This window comes from Clostridioides sp. ES-S-0108-01, from assembly GCF_020662285.1.
Lineage (GTDB): Bacteria > Bacillota > Clostridia > Peptostreptococcales > Peptostreptococcaceae > Clostridioides.
On the sequence record NZ_JADGMN010000035.1, the window covers coordinates 1 to 17,575 of the forward strand.

General features: G+C 25.5%; 25 protein-coding genes and 2 pseudogenes. 20 read left to right on the forward strand and 7 right to left on the reverse strand.

The genetic code is table 11. The annotated features are described in order from the left end of the window. Both IR152_RS18765 and IR152_RS18770 read left to right on the forward strand, forming a co-directional pair. A pseudogene (locus IR152_RS18765) lies at positions 1-211 on the forward strand (transposase); the annotation flags it as partial. Then, positions 205-1,023 carry an IS3 family transposase gene (locus tag IR152_RS18770; protein WP_227453365.1) on the forward strand — a complete coding sequence of 273 codons (819 nt, stop codon included), beginning with the start codon at positions 205-207 and terminating at the stop codon, positions 1,021-1,023. The pseudogene IR152_RS18765 and the gene IR152_RS18770, both read left to right, overlap by 7 nt. Here IR152_RS18770 and IR152_RS18775 read toward each other — a convergent pair. Then, a complete protein-coding gene (locus tag IR152_RS18775; protein ID WP_227453366.1) occupies positions 992-1,981 on the reverse strand; it encodes an amidase domain-containing protein in 990 nt (329 codons plus the stop codon). The genes IR152_RS18770 and IR152_RS18775 overlap by 32 nt on opposite strands. Positions 1,982-2,319: 338 nt before the next feature. Between IR152_RS18775 and IR152_RS18780 the strand changes: the two genes are divergently transcribed. The 6 genes and pseudogenes from IR152_RS18780 to IR152_RS18805 all read left to right on the forward strand — a co-directional run. Further along, a complete protein-coding gene (locus IR152_RS18780; protein WP_227453367.1) occupies positions 2,320-3,456 on the forward strand; it encodes a Fic family protein in 1,137 nt (378 codons plus the stop codon). A gap of 25 nt (positions 3,457-3,481) precedes the next feature. Then, positions 3,482-3,670, forward strand: coding sequence for a hypothetical protein (locus IR152_RS18785; protein ID WP_227453368.1), 189 nt, complete (start codon positions 3,482-3,484; stop codon positions 3,668-3,670). A gap of 253 nt (positions 3,671-3,923) precedes the next feature. Beyond that, positions 3,924-4,601 carry a Bro-N domain-containing protein gene (locus IR152_RS18790; RefSeq protein WP_227453369.1) on the forward strand — a complete coding sequence of 226 codons (678 nt, stop codon included), beginning with the start codon at positions 3,924-3,926 and terminating at the stop codon, positions 4,599-4,601. A 57-nt stretch (positions 4,602-4,658) separates the two neighbouring features. After that, positions 4,659-5,159 (forward strand): hypothetical protein, encoded by a 501-nt coding sequence (locus tag IR152_RS18795; RefSeq protein ID WP_227453370.1) that lies wholly within the window; start codon positions 4,659-4,661, stop codon positions 5,157-5,159. A 3-nt stretch (positions 5,160-5,162) separates the two neighbouring features. Then, the gene (locus IR152_RS18800; protein ID WP_227453371.1) at positions 5,163-5,744 is read left to right on the forward strand and encodes a tyrosine-type recombinase/integrase; all 582 of its coding nucleotides are present in this window, start codon (positions 5,163-5,165) and stop codon (positions 5,742-5,744) included. After that, positions 5,734-6,057, forward strand: a pseudogene (locus IR152_RS18805) (transposase); the annotation flags it as partial. The gene IR152_RS18800 and the pseudogene IR152_RS18805, both read left to right, overlap by 11 nt. A gap of 389 nt (positions 6,058-6,446) precedes the next feature. On the opposite strand, the gene IR152_RS18810 reads toward IR152_RS18805, so the two are convergent. From IR152_RS18810 to IR152_RS18820, 3 genes are all read right to left on the reverse strand, one after another. Continuing rightward, a complete protein-coding gene (locus IR152_RS18810; RefSeq protein WP_227437160.1) occupies positions 6,447-6,890 on the reverse strand; it encodes a hypothetical protein in 444 nt (147 codons plus the stop codon). 452 nt (positions 6,891-7,342) lie between these two features. Beyond that, complete coding sequence (locus IR152_RS18815) at positions 7,343-8,047, reverse strand: DUF4367 domain-containing protein (protein WP_227453372.1); 705 nt, start codon at positions 8,045-8,047, stop codon at positions 7,343-7,345. Then, positions 8,040-8,582, reverse strand: coding sequence for an RNA polymerase sigma factor (locus IR152_RS18820; RefSeq protein WP_227453373.1), 543 nt, complete (start codon positions 8,580-8,582; stop codon positions 8,040-8,042). The genes IR152_RS18815 and IR152_RS18820 overlap by 8 nt, the downstream gene beginning before the upstream one ends. Before the next feature lie 291 nt (positions 8,583-8,873). Between IR152_RS18820 and IR152_RS18825 the strand changes: the two genes are divergently transcribed. Then, a complete protein-coding gene (locus IR152_RS18825; protein WP_227453374.1) occupies positions 8,874-9,386 on the forward strand; it encodes a nitroreductase family protein in 513 nt (170 codons plus the stop codon). Between the two features lie 163 nt (positions 9,387-9,549). On the opposite strand, the gene IR152_RS18830 is transcribed toward IR152_RS18825, so the two are convergent. Further along, positions 9,550-9,732, reverse strand: coding sequence for a hypothetical protein (locus IR152_RS18830; RefSeq protein WP_227437169.1), 183 nt, complete (start codon positions 9,730-9,732; stop codon positions 9,550-9,552). A 27-nt stretch (positions 9,733-9,759) separates the two neighbouring features. Continuing rightward, positions 9,760-10,371 (reverse strand): hypothetical protein, encoded by a 612-nt coding sequence (locus IR152_RS18835; protein WP_227453375.1) that lies wholly within the window; start codon positions 10,369-10,371, stop codon positions 9,760-9,762. Between the two features lie 162 nt (positions 10,372-10,533). Here IR152_RS18835 and IR152_RS18840 point away from each other — a divergent pair, with 162 nt between their 5' ends. The 6 genes from IR152_RS18840 to IR152_RS18865 all read left to right on the forward strand — a co-directional run bounded on the left by IR152_RS18840 (position 10,534) and on the right by IR152_RS18865 (position 14,025). Next, positions 10,534-10,779 (forward strand): nitroreductase family protein, encoded by a 246-nt coding sequence (locus IR152_RS18840; protein ID WP_227437256.1) that lies wholly within the window; start codon positions 10,534-10,536, stop codon positions 10,777-10,779. A gap of 92 nt (positions 10,780-10,871) precedes the next feature. After that, positions 10,872-11,183, forward strand: a complete 312-nt coding sequence (locus IR152_RS18845) for a hypothetical protein (RefSeq protein WP_227453376.1) — start codon at positions 10,872-10,874, stop codon at positions 11,181-11,183. Positions 11,184-11,633: 450 nt separating this feature from the next. Beyond that, complete coding sequence (locus tag IR152_RS18850; protein WP_227453377.1) at positions 11,634-12,305, forward strand: helix-turn-helix domain-containing protein; 672 nt, start codon at positions 11,634-11,636, stop codon at positions 12,303-12,305. Positions 12,306-12,375: 70 nt separating this feature from the next. Continuing rightward, positions 12,376-12,942 carry an IS3 family transposase gene (locus tag IR152_RS18855; RefSeq protein ID WP_227453382.1) on the forward strand — a complete coding sequence of 189 codons (567 nt, stop codon included), beginning with the start codon at positions 12,376-12,378 and terminating at the stop codon, positions 12,940-12,942. Positions 12,943-12,964: 22 nt separating this feature from the next. Beyond that, positions 12,965-13,198 (forward strand): IS3 family transposase, encoded by a 234-nt coding sequence (locus tag IR152_RS18860; protein WP_255625021.1) that lies wholly within the window; start codon positions 12,965-12,967, stop codon positions 13,196-13,198. 449 nt (positions 13,199-13,647) lie between these two features. Further along, on the forward strand, positions 13,648-14,025 hold the full coding sequence (locus IR152_RS18865; RefSeq protein ID WP_227453378.1) for a BlaI/MecI/CopY family transcriptional regulator: 378 nt from the start codon (positions 13,648-13,650) through the stop codon (positions 14,023-14,025). A gap of 120 nt (positions 14,026-14,145) precedes the next feature. Here IR152_RS18865 and IR152_RS18870 read toward each other — a convergent pair whose 3' ends face one another. Next, on the reverse strand, positions 14,146-14,592 hold the full coding sequence (locus IR152_RS18870) for a helix-turn-helix domain-containing protein (RefSeq protein ID WP_227453384.1): 447 nt from the start codon (positions 14,590-14,592) through the stop codon (positions 14,146-14,148). Between the two features lie 236 nt (positions 14,593-14,828). On the opposite strand from IR152_RS18870, the gene IR152_RS20175 reads away from it, so the two are divergent. The 5 genes from IR152_RS20175 (at position 14,829) to IR152_RS18885 (ending at position 17,369) form a co-directional block, all read left to right on the forward strand. Beyond that, positions 14,829-14,963: a hypothetical protein gene (locus IR152_RS20175; RefSeq protein WP_255625022.1), complete on the forward strand. Its 135-nt coding sequence runs from the start codon at positions 14,829-14,831 to the stop codon at positions 14,961-14,963. A gap of 313 nt (positions 14,964-15,276) precedes the next feature. After that, the gene (locus tag IR152_RS18875; protein ID WP_227453379.1) at positions 15,277-15,444 is read left to right on the forward strand and encodes a hypothetical protein; all 168 of its coding nucleotides are present in this window, start codon (positions 15,277-15,279) and stop codon (positions 15,442-15,444) included. A 232-nt stretch (positions 15,445-15,676) separates the two neighbouring features. Further along, complete coding sequence (locus IR152_RS20180) at positions 15,677-15,805, forward strand: hypothetical protein (protein ID WP_255625023.1); 129 nt, start codon at positions 15,677-15,679, stop codon at positions 15,803-15,805. A 483-nt stretch (positions 15,806-16,288) separates the two neighbouring features. Further along, entirely contained in the window at positions 16,289-16,516 is a 228-nt protein-coding gene (locus tag IR152_RS18880; protein ID WP_227453380.1) for a transposase, read from the forward strand. A 151-nt stretch (positions 16,517-16,667) separates the two neighbouring features. Further along, on the forward strand, positions 16,668-17,369 hold the full coding sequence (locus IR152_RS18885; protein WP_227453381.1) for a Fic family protein: 702 nt from the start codon (positions 16,668-16,670) through the stop codon (positions 17,367-17,369). Positions 17,370-17,575: the final 206 nt, after the last annotated feature.

A 17,575-nucleotide genomic window follows, 5' to 3' on the forward strand; every position in this document is an offset into this window, starting at 1 on the left:
ATACAGTCAAGTTAGAAGATGGACACTTAAATATAAAGATAAAGGGATATCTGGATTAGAAGACCGAAGAGGTAAAGCAAAAAAAGAAAATGAGTTGACTCAATTAGATAAGGTAAAGTTGGAATTGAAAATTGTAAAAGCAGAAAAACACAAATTACAACTGGAGAATGAATTCTTAAAAAAGTTAAAAAACATAGAAAGAAGGTGGTAATTACACTATCTAAGAATGAAGACAAATATAAAGTACTTCAATCCTTATTCAATGAAAAAAAAGCTTCGCTTATCCAATTATGTAAAATTGCTAAAATAAATCGTTCTGGATGCTATAAATGGCTTGGTCGAGATAAAAGTAATTTAGAACTTGAAAACATTAAATTAGTAGCTTTGATAACTAAGATATATGAAGAAAAGAATGGGGTTTTTGGCTCTTTAAGGATGACTCTGCAGTTAAATAGAGAGTATAAACTTAATGTCAATCACAAGAGAGTGTACAGACTAATGAGAGCCGTAGGCTTAAGATCTATTTGTAGAAAAAAGAAATTTAGTTATGTTAAATGTACACCAGAAGTAATCGCTGAAAATGTATTAAGTAGAAAATTTAGTGCAGATAAAACCTCTCAAAAATGGTTAACAGATGTAACTGAATTTAAATTAACCAATGGGGCGAAGGCCTATTTAAGTGCAATTCTAGATTTAGGCGATAGAAGTATAATTTCATATGTTATTGGAAAATCAAATAACAATAACTTGGTGTTCGAAACTTTTGATAAAGCAATAGAACTATATCCAAATGCAAAACCTATTTTTCATAGTGATAGAGGTTTTCAGTATACTAGTAAGGTATTTAAATCGAAACTTTTAGCACAAGGCATGATGCAAAGTATGTCAAGAGTTGGGCGTTGTATTGACAATGCTCCTATGGAAGGATTTTGGGGAATTTTAAAGGTGGAAATGTACTATTTAAGGAAATTTGATACATACGAACAATTAGTCAAAGCAATAGAGGATTATATATATTACTAGTAGAATAATAATACCATGGATTATTATTAGTCCAGAATGTTACTCCAGCTTCATGTAAGCATTGTGAAACAAAGTTAGCACAATCTCCATATCCATCTTTTTGAAAATTATAATATGGAGAAGGTGCATTATTTTTTCGGTTTGTACTACCATAATAACCATTAGTATAGCCATGTTTTTTAGCATAAGCTAATGCTTGTTGTCTATAACTAGAAGGGCTTACTCTTGGTAAAGGTTCATTTGAATTTTTCTCATTAATATTTAAATTATTTTCCCAGTTTTCTATTTCATCTTTTATATTTGTACTTAGAGTATTACTTGAATACATTTTTATTAATTCATTATTTAGAGATTTCTTTTGATTATCTGAAAGATCTGGTTTTATTGAAGGATCAACCATTTCTATTACATATTTTGCATCGAAATCTACAAAATTACATAAATCCTCTAAATGCTCAATCAAAAACTCTACATATTCATACGACCACTCTTTATAGTTTTTTCCATTTTTTAATACAAATTCATTAATCTGATAACTTTGGTTTGTTACTTTGAAAAAATCGCCTGAAGGATCCATTATATCATTTATAGAATTTTCATACTCAACAATATTGATTTGCCTTATTAATTTCTCTTTTTCTGTTAAGTTACTATAATTTTTGTTAACAAAAGCTACTAATCCAAATTCAAAGTTTAAAATTGAATCTTTACGTTCTTTCACTGAATCTTCTCCAAATTTTCTAAGACCTTCTAAATTTTTATCAATAGCTTTATCTCTAATATCTATTAATTGTTCTATACTTAAATCTTCTAAGTTTTTAGAGACCATTTCTTCATTATATTTGGTTATATCTTGTCCTTTCACATTAGTATTTTTATCAGCGAAAACAAATACAGTAGTTGATAAGCTTAAAATCATTGTCATAATAATTGAACTTATATTTTTTTTATTTAACATATTAAACATCCCTCTTTAATATATGTATTAATACTTGTCAAAACAGGAATCATATTCTACTAAAATTTAAAACAAGTTTATTACCGTTTTCTTACAAAAGAGTGTTTACTAAATAGCATTATATAATCCTCCCTTTCTAGTATTATTTATATATATAACGAATAAAGAATCGTTTTTTAGACACTTATGTATAAATTTTTTTATTAAATTTCAAAAATGTATTTTCAATAAGATTTAATTATCAGAAGTAGAATCATAATATATAAAATAAACAATCAAAAATAGTGTAAAAACTAATACTTTTTGTTAATATTAATAGATAAAGATAAACTAAGGTGGTGATTAAACTGACAATAGAAGAATACAAAAATAAATACTCTACTGGAGATAAAATTATACTTTCCTTAAAGAGTTTTGATGATAAAGAACTATACTATCATGAAACTTATAACATATTAAATTCAATAGATGAAATAGATAGATTAACATCAAGTAAGATATTTAAAATAATAGAAGATAAAAATGATTTAGCCTTAGAGTCTTATTATTCTAGTGTAATTGAAGGTGCTTTTTCAACTAGAAAGATTGCAAAATCTATAATTAGAGGAAAGATGAAACCAAGTAATAAAAGTGAGTATATGATTTACAATAATCATAGAGCCTTAGAATATGGATTAGATAATTTAGATAAGTTATATAGTCACAAATTTATATATAATTTACATCATATATTGGGTGAAAACTGCTTAGATTCAGAAGAATATGAGTACAGAACTGAAAAAGTATATGTATGTGATTCAAAAGGTGAGATTATACATACAGGACTTGATCCTTTGAAAATATATGACTTTATGGATGAATTAATAACTTTTATGGAAAATAGTAAAGTAAATGATTTAGTAAAGAGTACAATAATTCATTTCTACTTTGTATATGTTCATCCTTTTAGTGATGGTAATGGAAGAACATCAAGAGCCTTATCTTATCTATATTTAATTGATAAAGGATATGATACTTTCAAGGAGTTTTCAATATCATATATGATATCTAAAAACAGAACTAAGTATTATAAGGCTATACTAGATGTAGAGAATAAGGGATATAATTTAACTGTATTTATAGAGTTCATGTTAAAGTCCATAATACAGTCTATAAATGAAATGAGAGACATGCATGATAGAAAGTCTTTAGAGAGTGTATTGAAAGAAGAGTTATTTGAAAATGATATTACTCTATCAGCAACAGAAGAACATATATTAAAATATATCTGTAGTAAAGATAACTATTCTATGACATTAGAAAACTATATTAAAAAGAATAAAAGTAGATACTTAAAGGCTGGAATAAAGGAAATTGAATTAGTTGACCAGTTGATGGAAGTATTTAATAATCTTGAAGAGATAGAGATTTTATCTAGAGAAAAGGATGTATATAAAGTTAATGAGAAGTACTTAAAAATGCTTGATATAGACTAATTTAGATACTCTAGAGAGGGAATATATGAATAATAAGAAAAAGGCATTCTTGATTTCTGGTGCTATAAATATAATTTCATTAATTATTGTTTTTGCATTATTTCATTATAATATTATAGAAAATAGTACAAGAAATATGATAATAACTGTGATTCTAATTTTTATTTTTGAAATTATAAAAATAAAAATACTAGAGAAATATTATAACCTATAAACAAGAAATATCTTTCTTAAGAGCATATTGTAAAGTATGCTCTTAATTTAATTGAATAGATTTAAATGTAAATAATGTCTTTTTTGTAGACGATTTATGTACTATTTATGACCGATTTATGTACGATTTGTGTCTTTTAATCATGATAAGATTGTATTGTGAGAAAAACATATTTAATAAAAAATGGCTTGGAATTTATATTCTGGGTCTTTTTTTATATAAAAATTCAATCATTAGACTAGGAGGGCGTAGTATGTTGAAAGTTTTGCAAGAGAAAAATATAAGAATGATATGGTCAAAGGATGGTAGTGAGGTTTGGTTTAATGCAAATGATGTAGGAGAAGAATTAGGCATAGTAAATATTCGTGATACTTTAAGAAATATAGATAGAGAATATAAAAAGAAATTTAATGAGTCTACTGTCGGAGATTCCGACACTAGAAATTTTAAAAGTAAATTGCCAAACTTTGGTACCATATTCATTACAGAAGAAGCAGTATATAATATGTCATTTAGAAGTAATAAACCAGAAGCAAAACTATTTACAAAGTGGGTTTCTAAAGTACTTAAACAAATTAGAATACATGGTTATTATATTGCTACAGAAAAAGACCAAGAATGGATAAACATAAGAACAGAAGGCAAAAAAGTAAGAAAAGACTTCACAGATGAAATTCAAGAGTTTGTTTATTATGCTATTAGTCAAGGGAGTAATAAGCCTCAAATGTATTATAAACATTTCACTGAACTTGTAAGAACAAAATTAGGAATACCAAAGGATGTAAAAAGAGATGAGTTAAATCAAAGTGAATTATTTGATATACAAGCACTTGAAAGAGTCATATCTATGAAGTTACCTAAGTTAATAGATAAAGATATGAACTATAAAGAGATATATAGGAAAATTAAAGAATTAATAGATATAATTTAATGCTATCTAAATAGATGGTATTTTTTTATGCAATAAAATAAGTACTTTTTAAAAGAGGTGTTTGAAATTAAACGAGATATAACAGAAGAAATTTTAAGTGCTGCATATATACCAGATAATCTAAAGTATTATGACAATGTAATGAGAGAAACTCCAGGTATGTATGGAAGAGAATGTTCTTTAGATTTTATAAAGAAAAAACAAGAAAAACTCCTGAAACTAAAAAAGAAGATTAAAAGAAATTATAACTCCAAGATTGACAAGTTAGATTTATATTTAAAAGTTTTAGAAGAAAGTATAATTGATGAGTCTGATCATGTTGAATTAGTTACATTTAAGTTATATTTACAGTTAGAAAATGTGGTGAAAGTAACTAGAACTGTAAATGACTTAGGATTTAGAATAAAAACCAGTACTTATTCGAAAGAGAGAAGATACACTACAAATGATATAACCTCTATAATTACAGATTCTTTTGCTAATGTAGATGAAGATTTAAAGATGTTAGTTCAAGAGAGACAAAGAAAAAATTACTATGGGAATAAGGAGTGTTTTTAATGAATGGAAGCACATAAAGGACAAAAAGTTAATCCTATAAAAGATATTGAAGATGTATTTAGACTTTTAAATTTTTTAGAGGAATGGAATGAAAGAAATTACTTATTAGCTCTATTTGGAATGTGTACTGGACTTAGAATAGGGGATATATTAGCACTTAAAGTTGCAGATGTAACAGATGTTAAGTGGGATAAAAAAGGTAAAAAGATAAGGGTATCTAAGGATTGGATTAGAGTTATAGAGGAAAAAAGAGATTATGATAGAGAAGTTTTCTTATCTGATGTAATAAAGAGTGCTATAGAAAACTATACTCAAGATAAACCTGGAGAAGAATTCTTATTTGAAAGTAATAAGAGACAGAAATTTAATAGACCCATCCAAACAAGACAAGCAGGAAGAATAATAAAAGATGCAGCACAAATAGTAGGAATAAAAGAAAATGTTGCAACACACTCTTTAAGAAAGACATTTGCAAGACATATTTATGATGAAGAAGAAAATAAGACTTACGCTTTAGAACTTATAAGAAAGATATTAGGTCATAAGACAATAGAAGTAACAAGAAGCCTCATCGGCTTTAGATAAAATAGATGAAAAATGGGGTAAACAGTATCCTTCGGCAATTAAAATTTGGAGAAATAACTGGGATGTTATAGCACCATTTTTTAGTTTTCCTGAAGAAATAAGGACTATAATGTACACTACAAATATAATTGAAGGACTTAATAGACAGTTTAGAAAAGTCACAAAAACAAAGTCCACTTTTCCATCAGACGATTCACTATTAAAAATATTGTTCTTAGCAAGTGAAAATGTGATGAAAAAATGGACTATGAGATATAGAAACTGGGATAGTATATATAATCAGTTATCTATATTCTTTGATAATAGAATATAATTTTAAAAAATCACATTCTAAAAATTTGCCATAATATATATGTTTTCCAAAAATATTTAGAAATATCCCAGTATATATTTTTTACAATTTATTAGAATAAAATTCATATATTGGGAAATATTAATAGTAAATAAATAATTGTTGCTATAAAGTAGAAATTATCTTTAAAAGCACAAATTAATTTACAGTCTCAAAGGAATAGATAATATCTATTCCTTTTATATTTGTGTTATATGTAAAATTACCTGAAGTTTATTACTTTTTAAAAATATCAATTACAAGTATAAGTATTATTATTAATAATAGAAAATTAGCAGACTGAATTAATATAATTGGCCATTCAAGATATATTATTTATAGTCACCTAATCTTATGTATGCAATATTTTTTTAATATCTTTTTTCACTACTTACTATATTTTTGCTTTCAGAATTTGCTTTTATTGTAGAATGAACTCTGTAGTATCCTCTTCCTATAGTTTTTGATTTAGAAAGAGTACATGAACTATTTCCTGAAGCATTCCAAGTTTGAATTGTTGACCATGTTTTTCCATTGTCATTACTTTTCTGTAACCTAGCAATAATTGATGTACTTTTCACATTTGATGAACCTCTAATGGAACAGATTACTCTCGCTGTGTTTCCTGAAATATTTAAAGTACAAGTACCAGACTTAATATAAGACATTTTTACCATAGTATCATCTATATAGTCTACAGCTGAATATTGTTCAATATTCTTGTCTTTATATTCATCGGCAAATATAGGCATCGCAATTGCTGATGAACATATTAAAGCGCACATACTACTTATAATCATTTTTTTCCAAACCATAAAATCACCCCTTCATTTGCTTTTTATTATTTTTTACTTAATATATAACGAATAAAGAAGTGATTTCTGGACACTTATATAAAATTTTTTATTAAATTTTTATCATAATTCCAAAATAGATATTCATAGCTATAATAGTTATAAATACCTAGAATACTATATATTGTAACTATCCCCCAATAAACATATATAAACTTGTAATTATATTAATAAATCATAAATACCCAATTTAGATCAGGTTTTACTAATAAATAGGTTCTTTGAGTTTTAAATCATTTTTCTAATATAAAAGGCTTATTGCTTTGTCTTGTCTTAGTTATAATAGCTAAGATATATTTGTATTTGACTTACATTCCATTTTTTAAACTATAAAAACCACCTCTTTTTCTTATAAATTTTTATAACATCAAATATATAACGAATAAAGAGATGGTTTTTGGACACTTAAGAAATTATTTTATGCTTTTAGCCATTTTTAATAAAATATTTTTATATAATTCTAAATCCTTATTATTTTGATAATCTACATTTAACAGATATATAAAGTTGTTGTCATTCCAAAATACTTGTAAGAAAGTTTCTTTTTCTATATATTTTGCCTTATACCCATTTATAAATATATCTTTAACTTTTGCATTTTCTGTATCTAATATAATAGAATTCGTATCAATTTCAGTACTTGTATATTCTATTCTTATACCTTTTTCATTTTCATATGCAATCATAAAATTATCAACCCTATCTGCTTCTTTGAATCCTTCTGGGATGTATCCTGGTTCTTTAATCTTAAGGTTTTTGATTTCAATATTTTCCTTATTTGAAAATACAAAAGAAGTTAAATCTTCATATACTCTTATTACCAATTCATATAAACGTGTACGCAATGCCTCACTACTCATAGTAATAGTAAATAAACTAGCTAAAACTATTAAAAATACAATAGCTGTTCGTTTTGAGTAAAAAATAATCTTATTTGTAAGACTACTTCTTTTTTGCTGCTTAATAAGTTTTTTCATCTTTCGTTCAAAACCTTTTGAAAAAACATGATTTAATTCATCATCTGAAGGAAGGCTGTCAAGAATAATTTTTGTCGCGATTGGGATACCTTCTTGAAGCATATCATCTGTAATATCAAAATCATCTTTTTTATTACTCAATATTTCCAACCTCCATTTCTTCTAATATTTCTTTTAATTTTTTCCTAGCACGTTGAATCCTCTTATATACATTCTCCTCCCCTAAATTTAATACATTTGCTATTTCTTTATTTGAAAAACCATACTGGAACTTTAAAGAAAGCACTTGAAAGTAACTTTCATTAAGTTTTGCAAGTGCTATAGCTAAATTACTTTCACATACTTTATCTTCTATAGAAAAATTTATCGCCCTGTTTTTATACTCTTCTTCAATATCAGATACCTTTTCTCTTTTTCTTTTTCTGTAAAAGTCTATAGCAATCCTTTCTACTATTATAACGATAAAAGCCTTTGTTCTTGGACTATCTACTTCATCAATTTTATCTATATTTTTAATTATTCTTAGAAAAGCATTATGTACAGCATCTTCTGCTAAATGATCATCCTTTAATATTTTATTTGCCACATAAAACATTATCTGTCTATATTTTTCATATATCTTTTCAAACTTGATTTTATCTTCTTCAAACTCAAGCATTGATAAATAAATTAACATTTATAATTCCCCCAAAGTAAATATATCGAATCAATATTTTAGAGTCTAATTATAACATATATGCATATATAATTCTATTTAAATAGAGTATTGTTATGCCTGTATTTAGAACTAATATTACATGTTTTAAATTATATATTAACTTATAAAATAATTTATTTTTTATATTACTTTATAAATTCTATTATTCTATTAAAAAATAGGTGTTTATTTTTTTATATAATCTATAGATTGAATTTAAAGTAATGATATTATATAAATATAAATAATTTTATTTAAAGGAGAATCTATATGTTGGAAGTTATAAAAAATAGACGTTCAATAAGAACCTATATAGGTAAAAAAGTAGAAGAAAGCAAAGTAACTGAAATACTAAAATCAGCTATGCAAGCACCATCATCAAAAAACGCTCAACCATGGGAATTTATTGTAGTGGATGATAAATACCTCTTAAAAGAACTATCAGAGTCACAACATAGAGCAAAGCATATAGAATTCGCACCACTATGTATAGTAGTACTTGGAAATAGAGATAGATTCTTGAAGCCTGGTAAATGGATGCAAGATTTAGGTGCTTGTACACAGAATTTATTGTTAGAAGCTACAAATCAAGGATTAGCTGCTTGTTGGACAGGTGTTTTTCCTAAAAACAAAGTGGTAAGTAAGATTAGACAAACTCTAGATTTACCAGTAAAACTAGTACCTTATGCCCTAGTATCTATAGGATATAGCGAAGAAAAAAATGAATTTATAGATAGATTTGATAAAGGTAAAATACATAGAAATATATATAAAGACAGATAACATTTAGTAATATAAATGAAAATACATAGTAAAAATACCCTTAAAATCTATTTCTTTGGATTTTAAGGGCATTAACTTTATCTGGAATGAGTAAGTACCTAAACATCCATTTTAGGATTAGTTACTTTTTACATTTATTGCATAAATTTAATTCTATAAAAAATCAATCTTTTTTTATTTTAATATAATAATATATAAATAAAAGTACATATGCTAAAGGTATTAAAAGTAATATTTTTAAATCAATGTCAAATGTATTAGTATAAAATGATAATGCAAGTGATAATAATACAATTATCAAATTCGGAATTGTTTTTAAAAAAACTTTATAAAGCCTTTTTTTCATATTACTCCTCCTAAAAAAGCATATTTTTTAAGTCTGATAGAACCAATGATCATATCTATAAGTATATGTTGCACCTTGGAAATTCCACTTATCCTCTATATATGATAAAACAATTCCATAATTAGTATTTATACCATTCATGCTAGTAGTTATTATCTTTCCAATAACTACTACAGCAAGCCCTACCCAAAGTTTTGGTAAAAAGCCTCCAAAAGTAGATGCAATATCTGCGCCAGCTTTTATTTTCTTTAAAGTTTTCCCACTTACATAAATATATAAATAGTTTTTACCATTTTTGACAAAGGTTCTGTACTTGTTGTATCCATTTATATACTTTACACGAGAATTTTGATTGATTTTCTTAACATAATCATCAACTTCTTGATTGATTTTATCCAATTCTTCTTGAGTAAATTGACCAGTTTTAATTAACATTTCATCAATTTTTTCATCTGAAAAAATTTTATCTTCAGGCCAGTAATTATGTAACTCCTCTACTTCTTTGTCAGACAACTCTATTTTTACATTATTATCTGATTCTGTCTTTTCCATTGCATTTGCTGTAGTGACAAGCGGTAAAGATATTATCACAGTTGCCATTGTTGTGGATAAAATACGATTAATTCTTTTATTCTTCATTTAAATCCCCCTAACTATGGTGACTTTAAGGTTTTAAAATTAAACCTTTACATATATAACGTATCCAAACTCAATTTTTGGACAAAAATTTTAAAAATATTTATATTTTTAAAATTAAATCTTCTAGAAACCTTAATGGTACAGTAATTTAAATGCAAATGGATACAAGACTTTAGTTCTTGTACACAAAATTTATTATTAGAAGCTACTAATCAAGATCTAGCTGCTTGTTGGGCAGGAGTGTTTCCTAAAAATAAAGTGGTAAATAAAGTTACACAAGCTTTAGACTTACCAGTAAGACTAGTGCCTTATGCCCTTATATCTATAGGATACAGTGAAGAAAAAAATGAATTTATAGATAGATTTGATAAAAATAAAATACATAGAAATGTATATAAAAATAGATAATATTTAGTTGGAAAATTATTCATTCATATTTACAATATAAGAAAGTTACTAGTTATACACTGTGAATTGTATAATAAAAAGGGGGGCATTTTATGAAGAAAACACTGTCTATAATATTACCAAGTATGATAATACTTGTAATAACTCTATGGGGCAGAGCTGAAAAAAACATATTACTTGGATTATTTTTACTGTTTCCAATCATCTTTGTTATACAAGGGATAATGTATTCAGATTTCAAAAAGGAATTGCTTCTAGGGTTCATTTTATCATCTATAGCATTTATAGTACCTTTAAATTTAATGTATAACATGAGAAATTGTATAGATTTATTGATAGTTTATAATATGTTGGGTATAGGAGGTTTTTTAGTTAAAAAGAAAATATATTCTGGGCATAGTTAATCTTTTTTAAATTGATTTTTACTACTTTTAACAATAATCTTTCATGCATGAATTTCACTTTTATAGATTGTATTTTTTATCTTATCTCTAAAATTAATTCTAATATAGTTTAGATCTTAATTGACTTCATAAAAAAATAAAATATAACTTATTATATAAGTTATATTTTATTTTTTATACTAATTTTTTTATAATTTTAATTATAAATTATTTTTAAATTTATAATATCTTCTTTCATCACATTCAATTACTATTTTTCTTATATTTAAAATTATGTAAAATTGTATCTTATTATTAATTTTGTGATATAATAAAAGCAAGAAGAATTACAATCTATTTAGCAGTAGAGTGGAGTTCATAATTTTAAAATTAAAACTATTTTTTAAACTATACCCCTCTTAGGAGACAGTTGAAATATGTAAAACTGTCTAAAACTAGGAGGGTTTTGTTATGTCTAAAACTAAAGTTTCATCAGAGCAAAAAATCGAAGCAATTGAATCATATTTAAAAGGTGAAAATACAGTAATAAAAATAATCGAAGAATTAAATATTGGAAAACGTACATTCAGAGAGTGGATGCGAAATTATGAAACTTTTGGAAATGATGGTTTAATAAAACAAAGTCACAAATCATTCTATTCTAAAGAGTTTAAATTAAATGCTATAGAATCTTATCTAAATGGGGAAGGATCTTATGACACTATCTCAAAAAAATATAAAATGAGATCAGTTCATCCACTAAAAGCTTGGGTTAAAGAGTATAATCTTCATAAGGAAATAAAAGAAACCCCGAAGGGAGGACTCTTTATGGAGACTAGAAAAACAACATTAGATGAAAGAGTTGAAATTGTTAAAGATTGTGTTGAACATGATTTTAATTACAATTTGATAGCAAAAAAACACTCTGTTTCATACAGCCAAGTTAGAAGATGGACTCTTAAATATAAAGAAAATGGGATAGTTGGTTTAGAGGACCGAAGAGGTAAAGCAAAAAAAGAAGATGAGTTAACTCAATTAGATGAAATAAAGTTGGAATTGAAAATTGTAAAAGAAGAAAAACACAAATTACAACTGGAGAATGAATTCTTAAAAAAGTTAAAAAACATAGAAAGAGGGTGGTAATTACACTATCCAAGAATGAAAATAAATATAAAGCGATTCAATCCTTATTCAATGAAAAAAAGCTTCGCTTATACAATTATGTAAAATCGCTAAAATAAATCGTTCTGGATACTATAAATGGCTTGGTCGAGATAAAAGTAATTTAGAACTTGAAAACATTAAACTAGCAGCTTTGATAACTAAGATATATGAAGAAAAGAAAGGGGTTTTTGGCTCTTTAAGGATAACTCTTCAGTTAAACAGAGAGTATAAACTTAATGTCAATCACAAGAGAGTATACAGACTAATGAGAGCCGTAGGCTTAAGGTCTGTTTGTAGAAAAAAGAAATTCAGTTATGTTAAATGTACACCAGAAGTAATTTCTGAAAATGTATTAAGTAGAAAATTTAGTGCAGATAAAACCTCTCAAAAATGGTTAACAGATGTAACTGAATTTAAATTAACCAATGGGACGAAGGCCTATTTAAGTGCAATTCTAGATTTAGGCGATAGAAGTATAATTTCATATGTTATTGGAAAATCAAATAACAATAACTTAGTGTTCGAAACTTTTGATAAGTCAATAGAACTATATCCAAATGCAAAACTTATTTTTCATAGTGATAGAGGTTTTCAGTATACTAGTAAGGTGTGTTAAATCAAAACTTTTAGCACAAGGCATGATGCAAAGTATGTCAAGAGTTGGTCGTTGTATTGACAATGCTCCTATGGAAGGATTTTGGGGAATTTTAAAGGTGGAAATGTACTATTTAAGGAAATTTGATACATACGAACAATTAGTCAAAGCAATAGAGGATTATATATATTACTATAATAATTTTAGATATCAAAAGAGATTAAATTCTATGTCTCCACTTGAATTTAGGAAATATTTAAGTACAGAGGTAGCATAATTTATTTTAAGTAGCTCTAAAAAAATTTAAATATCTAGGGTTTTATTTGACGTGCTCTTTTTTAGATAGTAAACTTTAAAATATAGATATTAATTATATGAGTATAATAAAAAAAGTACTAATGATTGACACTAGTACTTTATAACTACTTTTACATGTTTTAACTGTATAAAACAGTGGGTATAGTTCAAAACTAAGAGTGGTTGGGAACTTAATATAAAGTTCCAGAAAAACAAACATTAATATCTAATTGTTAATGGAAACATCACTTAAAGTTAAGTAAAATATATTTCCTTGCTTTTATTATACCATAAATTAAAAATATTAAAACAAAATTTTGTAAATACCTACTTATTGTTGTTCTAAATATATGGTAATAATTGGATTTGATTATATAAAATTATTGCTGTAACATTTAGTTAAATAAACAAATGATTGGAGCGATAATTATGTATTTGAGAAGATTATCAAAATCAGAATTAATTATAATGAAATTTATTTGGAGTTTAGATACAAGGGTAAAATCATATGATGTTGTTAATTATATGAAAGAAAAATATAGCTGGTCAGAAAAAACAACATTAAAAACTTTGTCTAAGTTATCAAATAAAAGATTCTTATATGTTCAAGAAACAAGTCAATGTATATACTATACAATTTCAATTAAAGAAGATAAGTATTCTGAATTTATATCACAAAAAATACATAAGCTCTTAGGGTGTAATTCTATAAAAAACCTTTTAGTGTCATTGTTCCAAGAAGAATTAACAGATGAAAAGTTAACTTTATTGGAAGAGTGGGTAAAAAACTGGGAAGAAGATGACTAAAAATTTCACTTATACTATTCCCTAAACGCCAATTTAAATATATCTAGTAAAAAAGCCCTCATAATCTAAATAAATGGATTGTAAGGACTTTAATTTTATTATAAATAATAATCAATATATCTAGCCATTTGATGAATTTTTATTAGTTCTATACTTATGTTTTAAATTAATAGCAATTGCTATTGCAAATTCACTTAATATTATACTTGGATTCCATATTTCAAAGTAGAAGTGACCAATAATATAGATAGCGAATGCAATTAAATATATTGCGAGACAACTTAATACAATAAATGTAACCCTATCATTTTTTCTTTCCTTTTCGACTAACTGTTGTTGTTGCTTCTCTAAAATTTCTGTTCTAATTGATATTTCATCTATTTCAGATGGTTTCAAAAGATAATCTATTGTAACATTAAATATTTCACCTAAAGCTATTACTTTTTCTGTTTCTGATTGACATGTTTCCCATTTTGATACACTTTGTCTTGACACACTAAGTTGCTCTGCTAAATGTTCCTGAGATAAATTATGTGCTTTTCTTAATTTTAAGATTTTTTCAGATATCTATTTTTGTTCCTCCTCAACCTTTATACTAAAATCTTAACAAATATGCAGGTTGCATACTATCAATTTGACTATATTTTTGTCAACCTTGAGTTGCATCCCTGTAAAATAAGTATTTTTCTTAACTTACAGTATTGATAAAGTAAATCAAGTACTATTTTAAAACTCTATCATAAAAGTCTTTAAAGTGCATTTATTTCGATCAATAAATTAAACCTAAAGGGTGATTATAGATTATGACAGTAACATTTATAACTGTTGGTAATACAGGTTTAGGATATGAAAGTGCAAAACGTTTAAAAAAATTAGGACATAGGATAGATAGTGGATGTAAGCCTTTATACTTTCTTATTCAATATTTTTCCAACTGATATCCTTATGAAACATCAATTCAAACTGTAAAATCTGTCAATGAAGCTCACAGACATGCTCACTTTCACATTATCTCCATACTGTACAAAGATAGGATTTACCAGTTCTGAAAAGAAGTAGTTACCTTTTATTTTCCATAATGTGAATTTCTACAATAATATTATTTTCCAAAAAAAATTATCTTTGCCCCATATTATATATGAGGTAAAATAATGTATTTTTTAATACAAACAAAAATAAGCTGCTTGTCAGCAAAATTAAAAGGAGAGAGGTTAAATATACAATAAAAATGAGACTTACTTAAATGATGCAATGCATTATTTTTGCAAATTTTTAGATGATGGTGATTATCCACCTTATATGCATTCAAATGAATACATAGAGAAATTTAAAGAATACTTTTTAAATAATTATTTAGGAGATATTCCAATAGTAATATTTGTAGGAGAAATGCTACTTAGTGAATTAAGACTTAAATAGTCATTTAAATTTGATAGAGAGATGTAAAAAAGAATATAACTATACTTAATAGGAGGTAGTGATATGGATAAAAGTAAGGTAAATATAATAGCTGAATTAGTAAAAAAAGCAATGTTAGAAGATGATTATATAAGTGTGAATGAATATCTTTACTTGCAAAAAACATAGGATGGAAAAACAGGTAATAGCGTTTGTATTACTTTATATGATGATACAAATATATATCTAATGAATGACAGAAAAAGTTAAATATATTAGTATTGATAGTTGCAAGTATGGAGATTGGAAAGATTACAACATAAAAACTATTTATGAATATGAAGATACCATAATTAAAGGTTTAATAGGTTATTTGAGTTAAAATAATTTAAAGGTGTAAAAAGTTAATTTATAATAAAAATATAATTTATGATAATTAAATCATTAAATACAAAAAAATGAAATTAGTTTAATTTAAACAACTTTCAATATCTTTATAACTAACATAGTATAACAAAGTCTTATTTAAATGCAATTTTTAGAAAAATAAATTATAATTATATTAAACCATAACATACGATGTTTTTAAATAGTATAAATAAGATTCTTAAAGTTTTAATTTATGTCAGACATAAAACAATATTATAAAGGATGTGAATAAATATGAAAACTCCATCAAAATTTAGATATTGTCTTGAAAAGGGTATTATAACGGAAGAAATGTTGGGCATGGTCATATTCTCATTAAATAAAAAAGCTAAAGAATAATTAATAATATAATAGATTTTGCTAAATACAATTTCTGTGAGTATATAAATCTAGAAAAATTACGTGTTAATAAATTTGGTAAAAATCTATTCGATGGATGGACATTGCTAACTTTCAACAAAGTCTTGAACATGAAGCAGCTAAAGAGGGAATTATAGTAAGATATATTAATCCATCTTTCACAAGTCAGAAATGTTCAAAATCTGGTTATATAGATAAAAACAACCGTATTTTAAGTAGTTTTAAATGTAATAAATGTGGATTGAAATTAGATTCAGATTATAATGCCGCTATAAATATAGCTAGAAGCAACGATTTTGTATAAGTGTTTCAATTCATCTAAGTAAAATATGTATTATAATCTAGATATATAATATTGGAAAATATGATAGAATGAAAGTATAGAATATAGAGATTACAAGAAATCGTAATTAATCTTTAAAAATAATAATAAAGATATAGATTGAGGTGGTAATATGGACAATCAGTTTTTAGATAAATTACTTGAAACTAGAGAAATTAAAAATTCACTATATGGTGTATTAAAACATAACTTTCTGTACCATTCTAATAAGATAGAAGGAAGTACTTTTACTACTGAAGCATTAGCTTTACTACTTGATAAGAATGTTGTTACAGGAAGACATACATTAGATGATGTGCAAGAAACAGTTAATTCCAGCTATGTTTTTGATATAACAATTGATTCATTAGGAGAAAAAATAACACATAGTTTCTTGAAAAAATTACATTCAAGTTTAATGTTCAATACAACTTTACATTCTAGAAGTCTGTCTGGTATATATAAAACTATACCAAACATGATACTAGGCACTAATGCAGATATAGCACAGCCATTTGAGGTAGAACCAAAACTTGATGAATTGATTGAATGGTACTATAATCAGAAAGAGATAACAATGAGCTCCATAGCTGAATTTCATTATAGATTTGAACTAATACATCCATTCCAAGATGGAAATGGTCGTATTGGCAGATTTCTTATGTTAAAACAAATGTTAGAGAATAATCTTCCTATAAAAATAGTATCTTGGGATAATGAAGATTTATATAGAAATTCCTTAAGTTTATGTAGTATAGGAGATTATACTCATTTAACTTTATACTTAGAAAGCTTAGAAGACTTTAGAGAAGTATATAAAAGGTTATGGAAATAATTATCTAAAGCAATAATAAATAATTGTTTATTATTGCTTTAATATTTTAGAATGTACATTTTATAAGTGGCTCTAAATATGAGAATGTATATAGATTTGTGTAAATATATATTTTTGCTACTAAATATTACTGGAAACTTTCAATTCTAGTAATATTTTTTTATTATCAGGAAATACTAATAATGGTATTTTATACACATTTATTG

What these genes read in the sequence shown, in the direction of transcription:
- IR152_RS18775 (WP_227453366.1), bottom strand. Translation starts at nt 1,981, where the DNA reads ATGTTAAATAAAAAAAATATAAGTTCAATTATTATGACAATGATTTTA.
- IR152_RS18785 (WP_227453368.1), top strand. Translation starts at nt 3,482, where the DNA reads ATGAATAATAAGAAAAAGGCATTCTTGATTTCTGGTGCTATAAATATA.
- IR152_RS18790 (WP_227453369.1), top strand. Translation starts at nt 3,924, where the DNA reads ATGTTGAAAGTTTTGCAAGAGAAAAATATAAGAATGATATGGTCAAAG.
- IR152_RS18800 (WP_227453371.1), top strand. Translation starts at nt 5,163, where the DNA reads ATGGAAGCACATAAAGGACAAAAAGTTAATCCTATAAAAGATATTGAA.
- IR152_RS18810 (WP_227437160.1), bottom strand. Translation starts at nt 6,890, where the DNA reads ATGGTTTGGAAAAAAATGATTATAAGTAGTATGTGCGCTTTAATATGT.
- IR152_RS18820 (WP_227453373.1), bottom strand. Translation starts at nt 8,582, where the DNA reads ATGTTAATTTATTTATCAATGCTTGAGTTTGAAGAAGATAAAATCAAG.
- IR152_RS18825 (WP_227453374.1), top strand. Translation starts at nt 8,874, where the DNA reads ATGTTGGAAGTTATAAAAAATAGACGTTCAATAAGAACCTATATAGGT.
- IR152_RS18830 (WP_227437169.1), bottom strand. Translation starts at nt 9,732, where the DNA reads ATGAAAAAAAGGCTTTATAAAGTTTTTTTAAAAACAATTCCGAATTTG.
- IR152_RS18835 (WP_227453375.1), bottom strand. Translation starts at nt 10,371, where the DNA reads ATGAAGAATAAAAGAATTAATCGTATTTTATCCACAACAATGGCAACT.
- IR152_RS18845 (WP_227453376.1), top strand. Translation starts at nt 10,872, where the DNA reads ATGAAGAAAACACTGTCTATAATATTACCAAGTATGATAATACTTGTA.
- IR152_RS18850 (WP_227453377.1), top strand. Translation starts at nt 11,634, where the DNA reads ATGTCTAAAACTAAAGTTTCATCAGAGCAAAAAATCGAAGCAATTGAA.
- IR152_RS18860 (WP_255625021.1), top strand. Translation starts at nt 12,965, where the DNA reads ATGATGCAAAGTATGTCAAGAGTTGGTCGTTGTATTGACAATGCTCCT.
- IR152_RS18865 (WP_227453378.1), top strand. Translation starts at nt 13,648, where the DNA reads ATGTATTTGAGAAGATTATCAAAATCAGAATTAATTATAATGAAATTT.
- IR152_RS20175 (WP_255625022.1), top strand. Translation starts at nt 14,829, where the DNA reads ATGACAGTAACATTTATAACTGTTGGTAATACAGGTTTAGGATATGAA.
- IR152_RS18875 (WP_227453379.1), top strand. Translation starts at nt 15,277, where the DNA reads ATGCATTATTTTTGCAAATTTTTAGATGATGGTGATTATCCACCTTAT.
- IR152_RS20180 (WP_255625023.1), top strand. Translation starts at nt 15,677, where the DNA reads ATGACAGAAAAAGTTAAATATATTAGTATTGATAGTTGCAAGTATGGA.
- IR152_RS18880 (WP_227453380.1), top strand. Translation starts at nt 16,289, where the DNA reads ATGGACATTGCTAACTTTCAACAAAGTCTTGAACATGAAGCAGCTAAA.
- IR152_RS18885 (WP_227453381.1), top strand. Translation starts at nt 16,668, where the DNA reads ATGGACAATCAGTTTTTAGATAAATTACTTGAAACTAGAGAAATTAAA.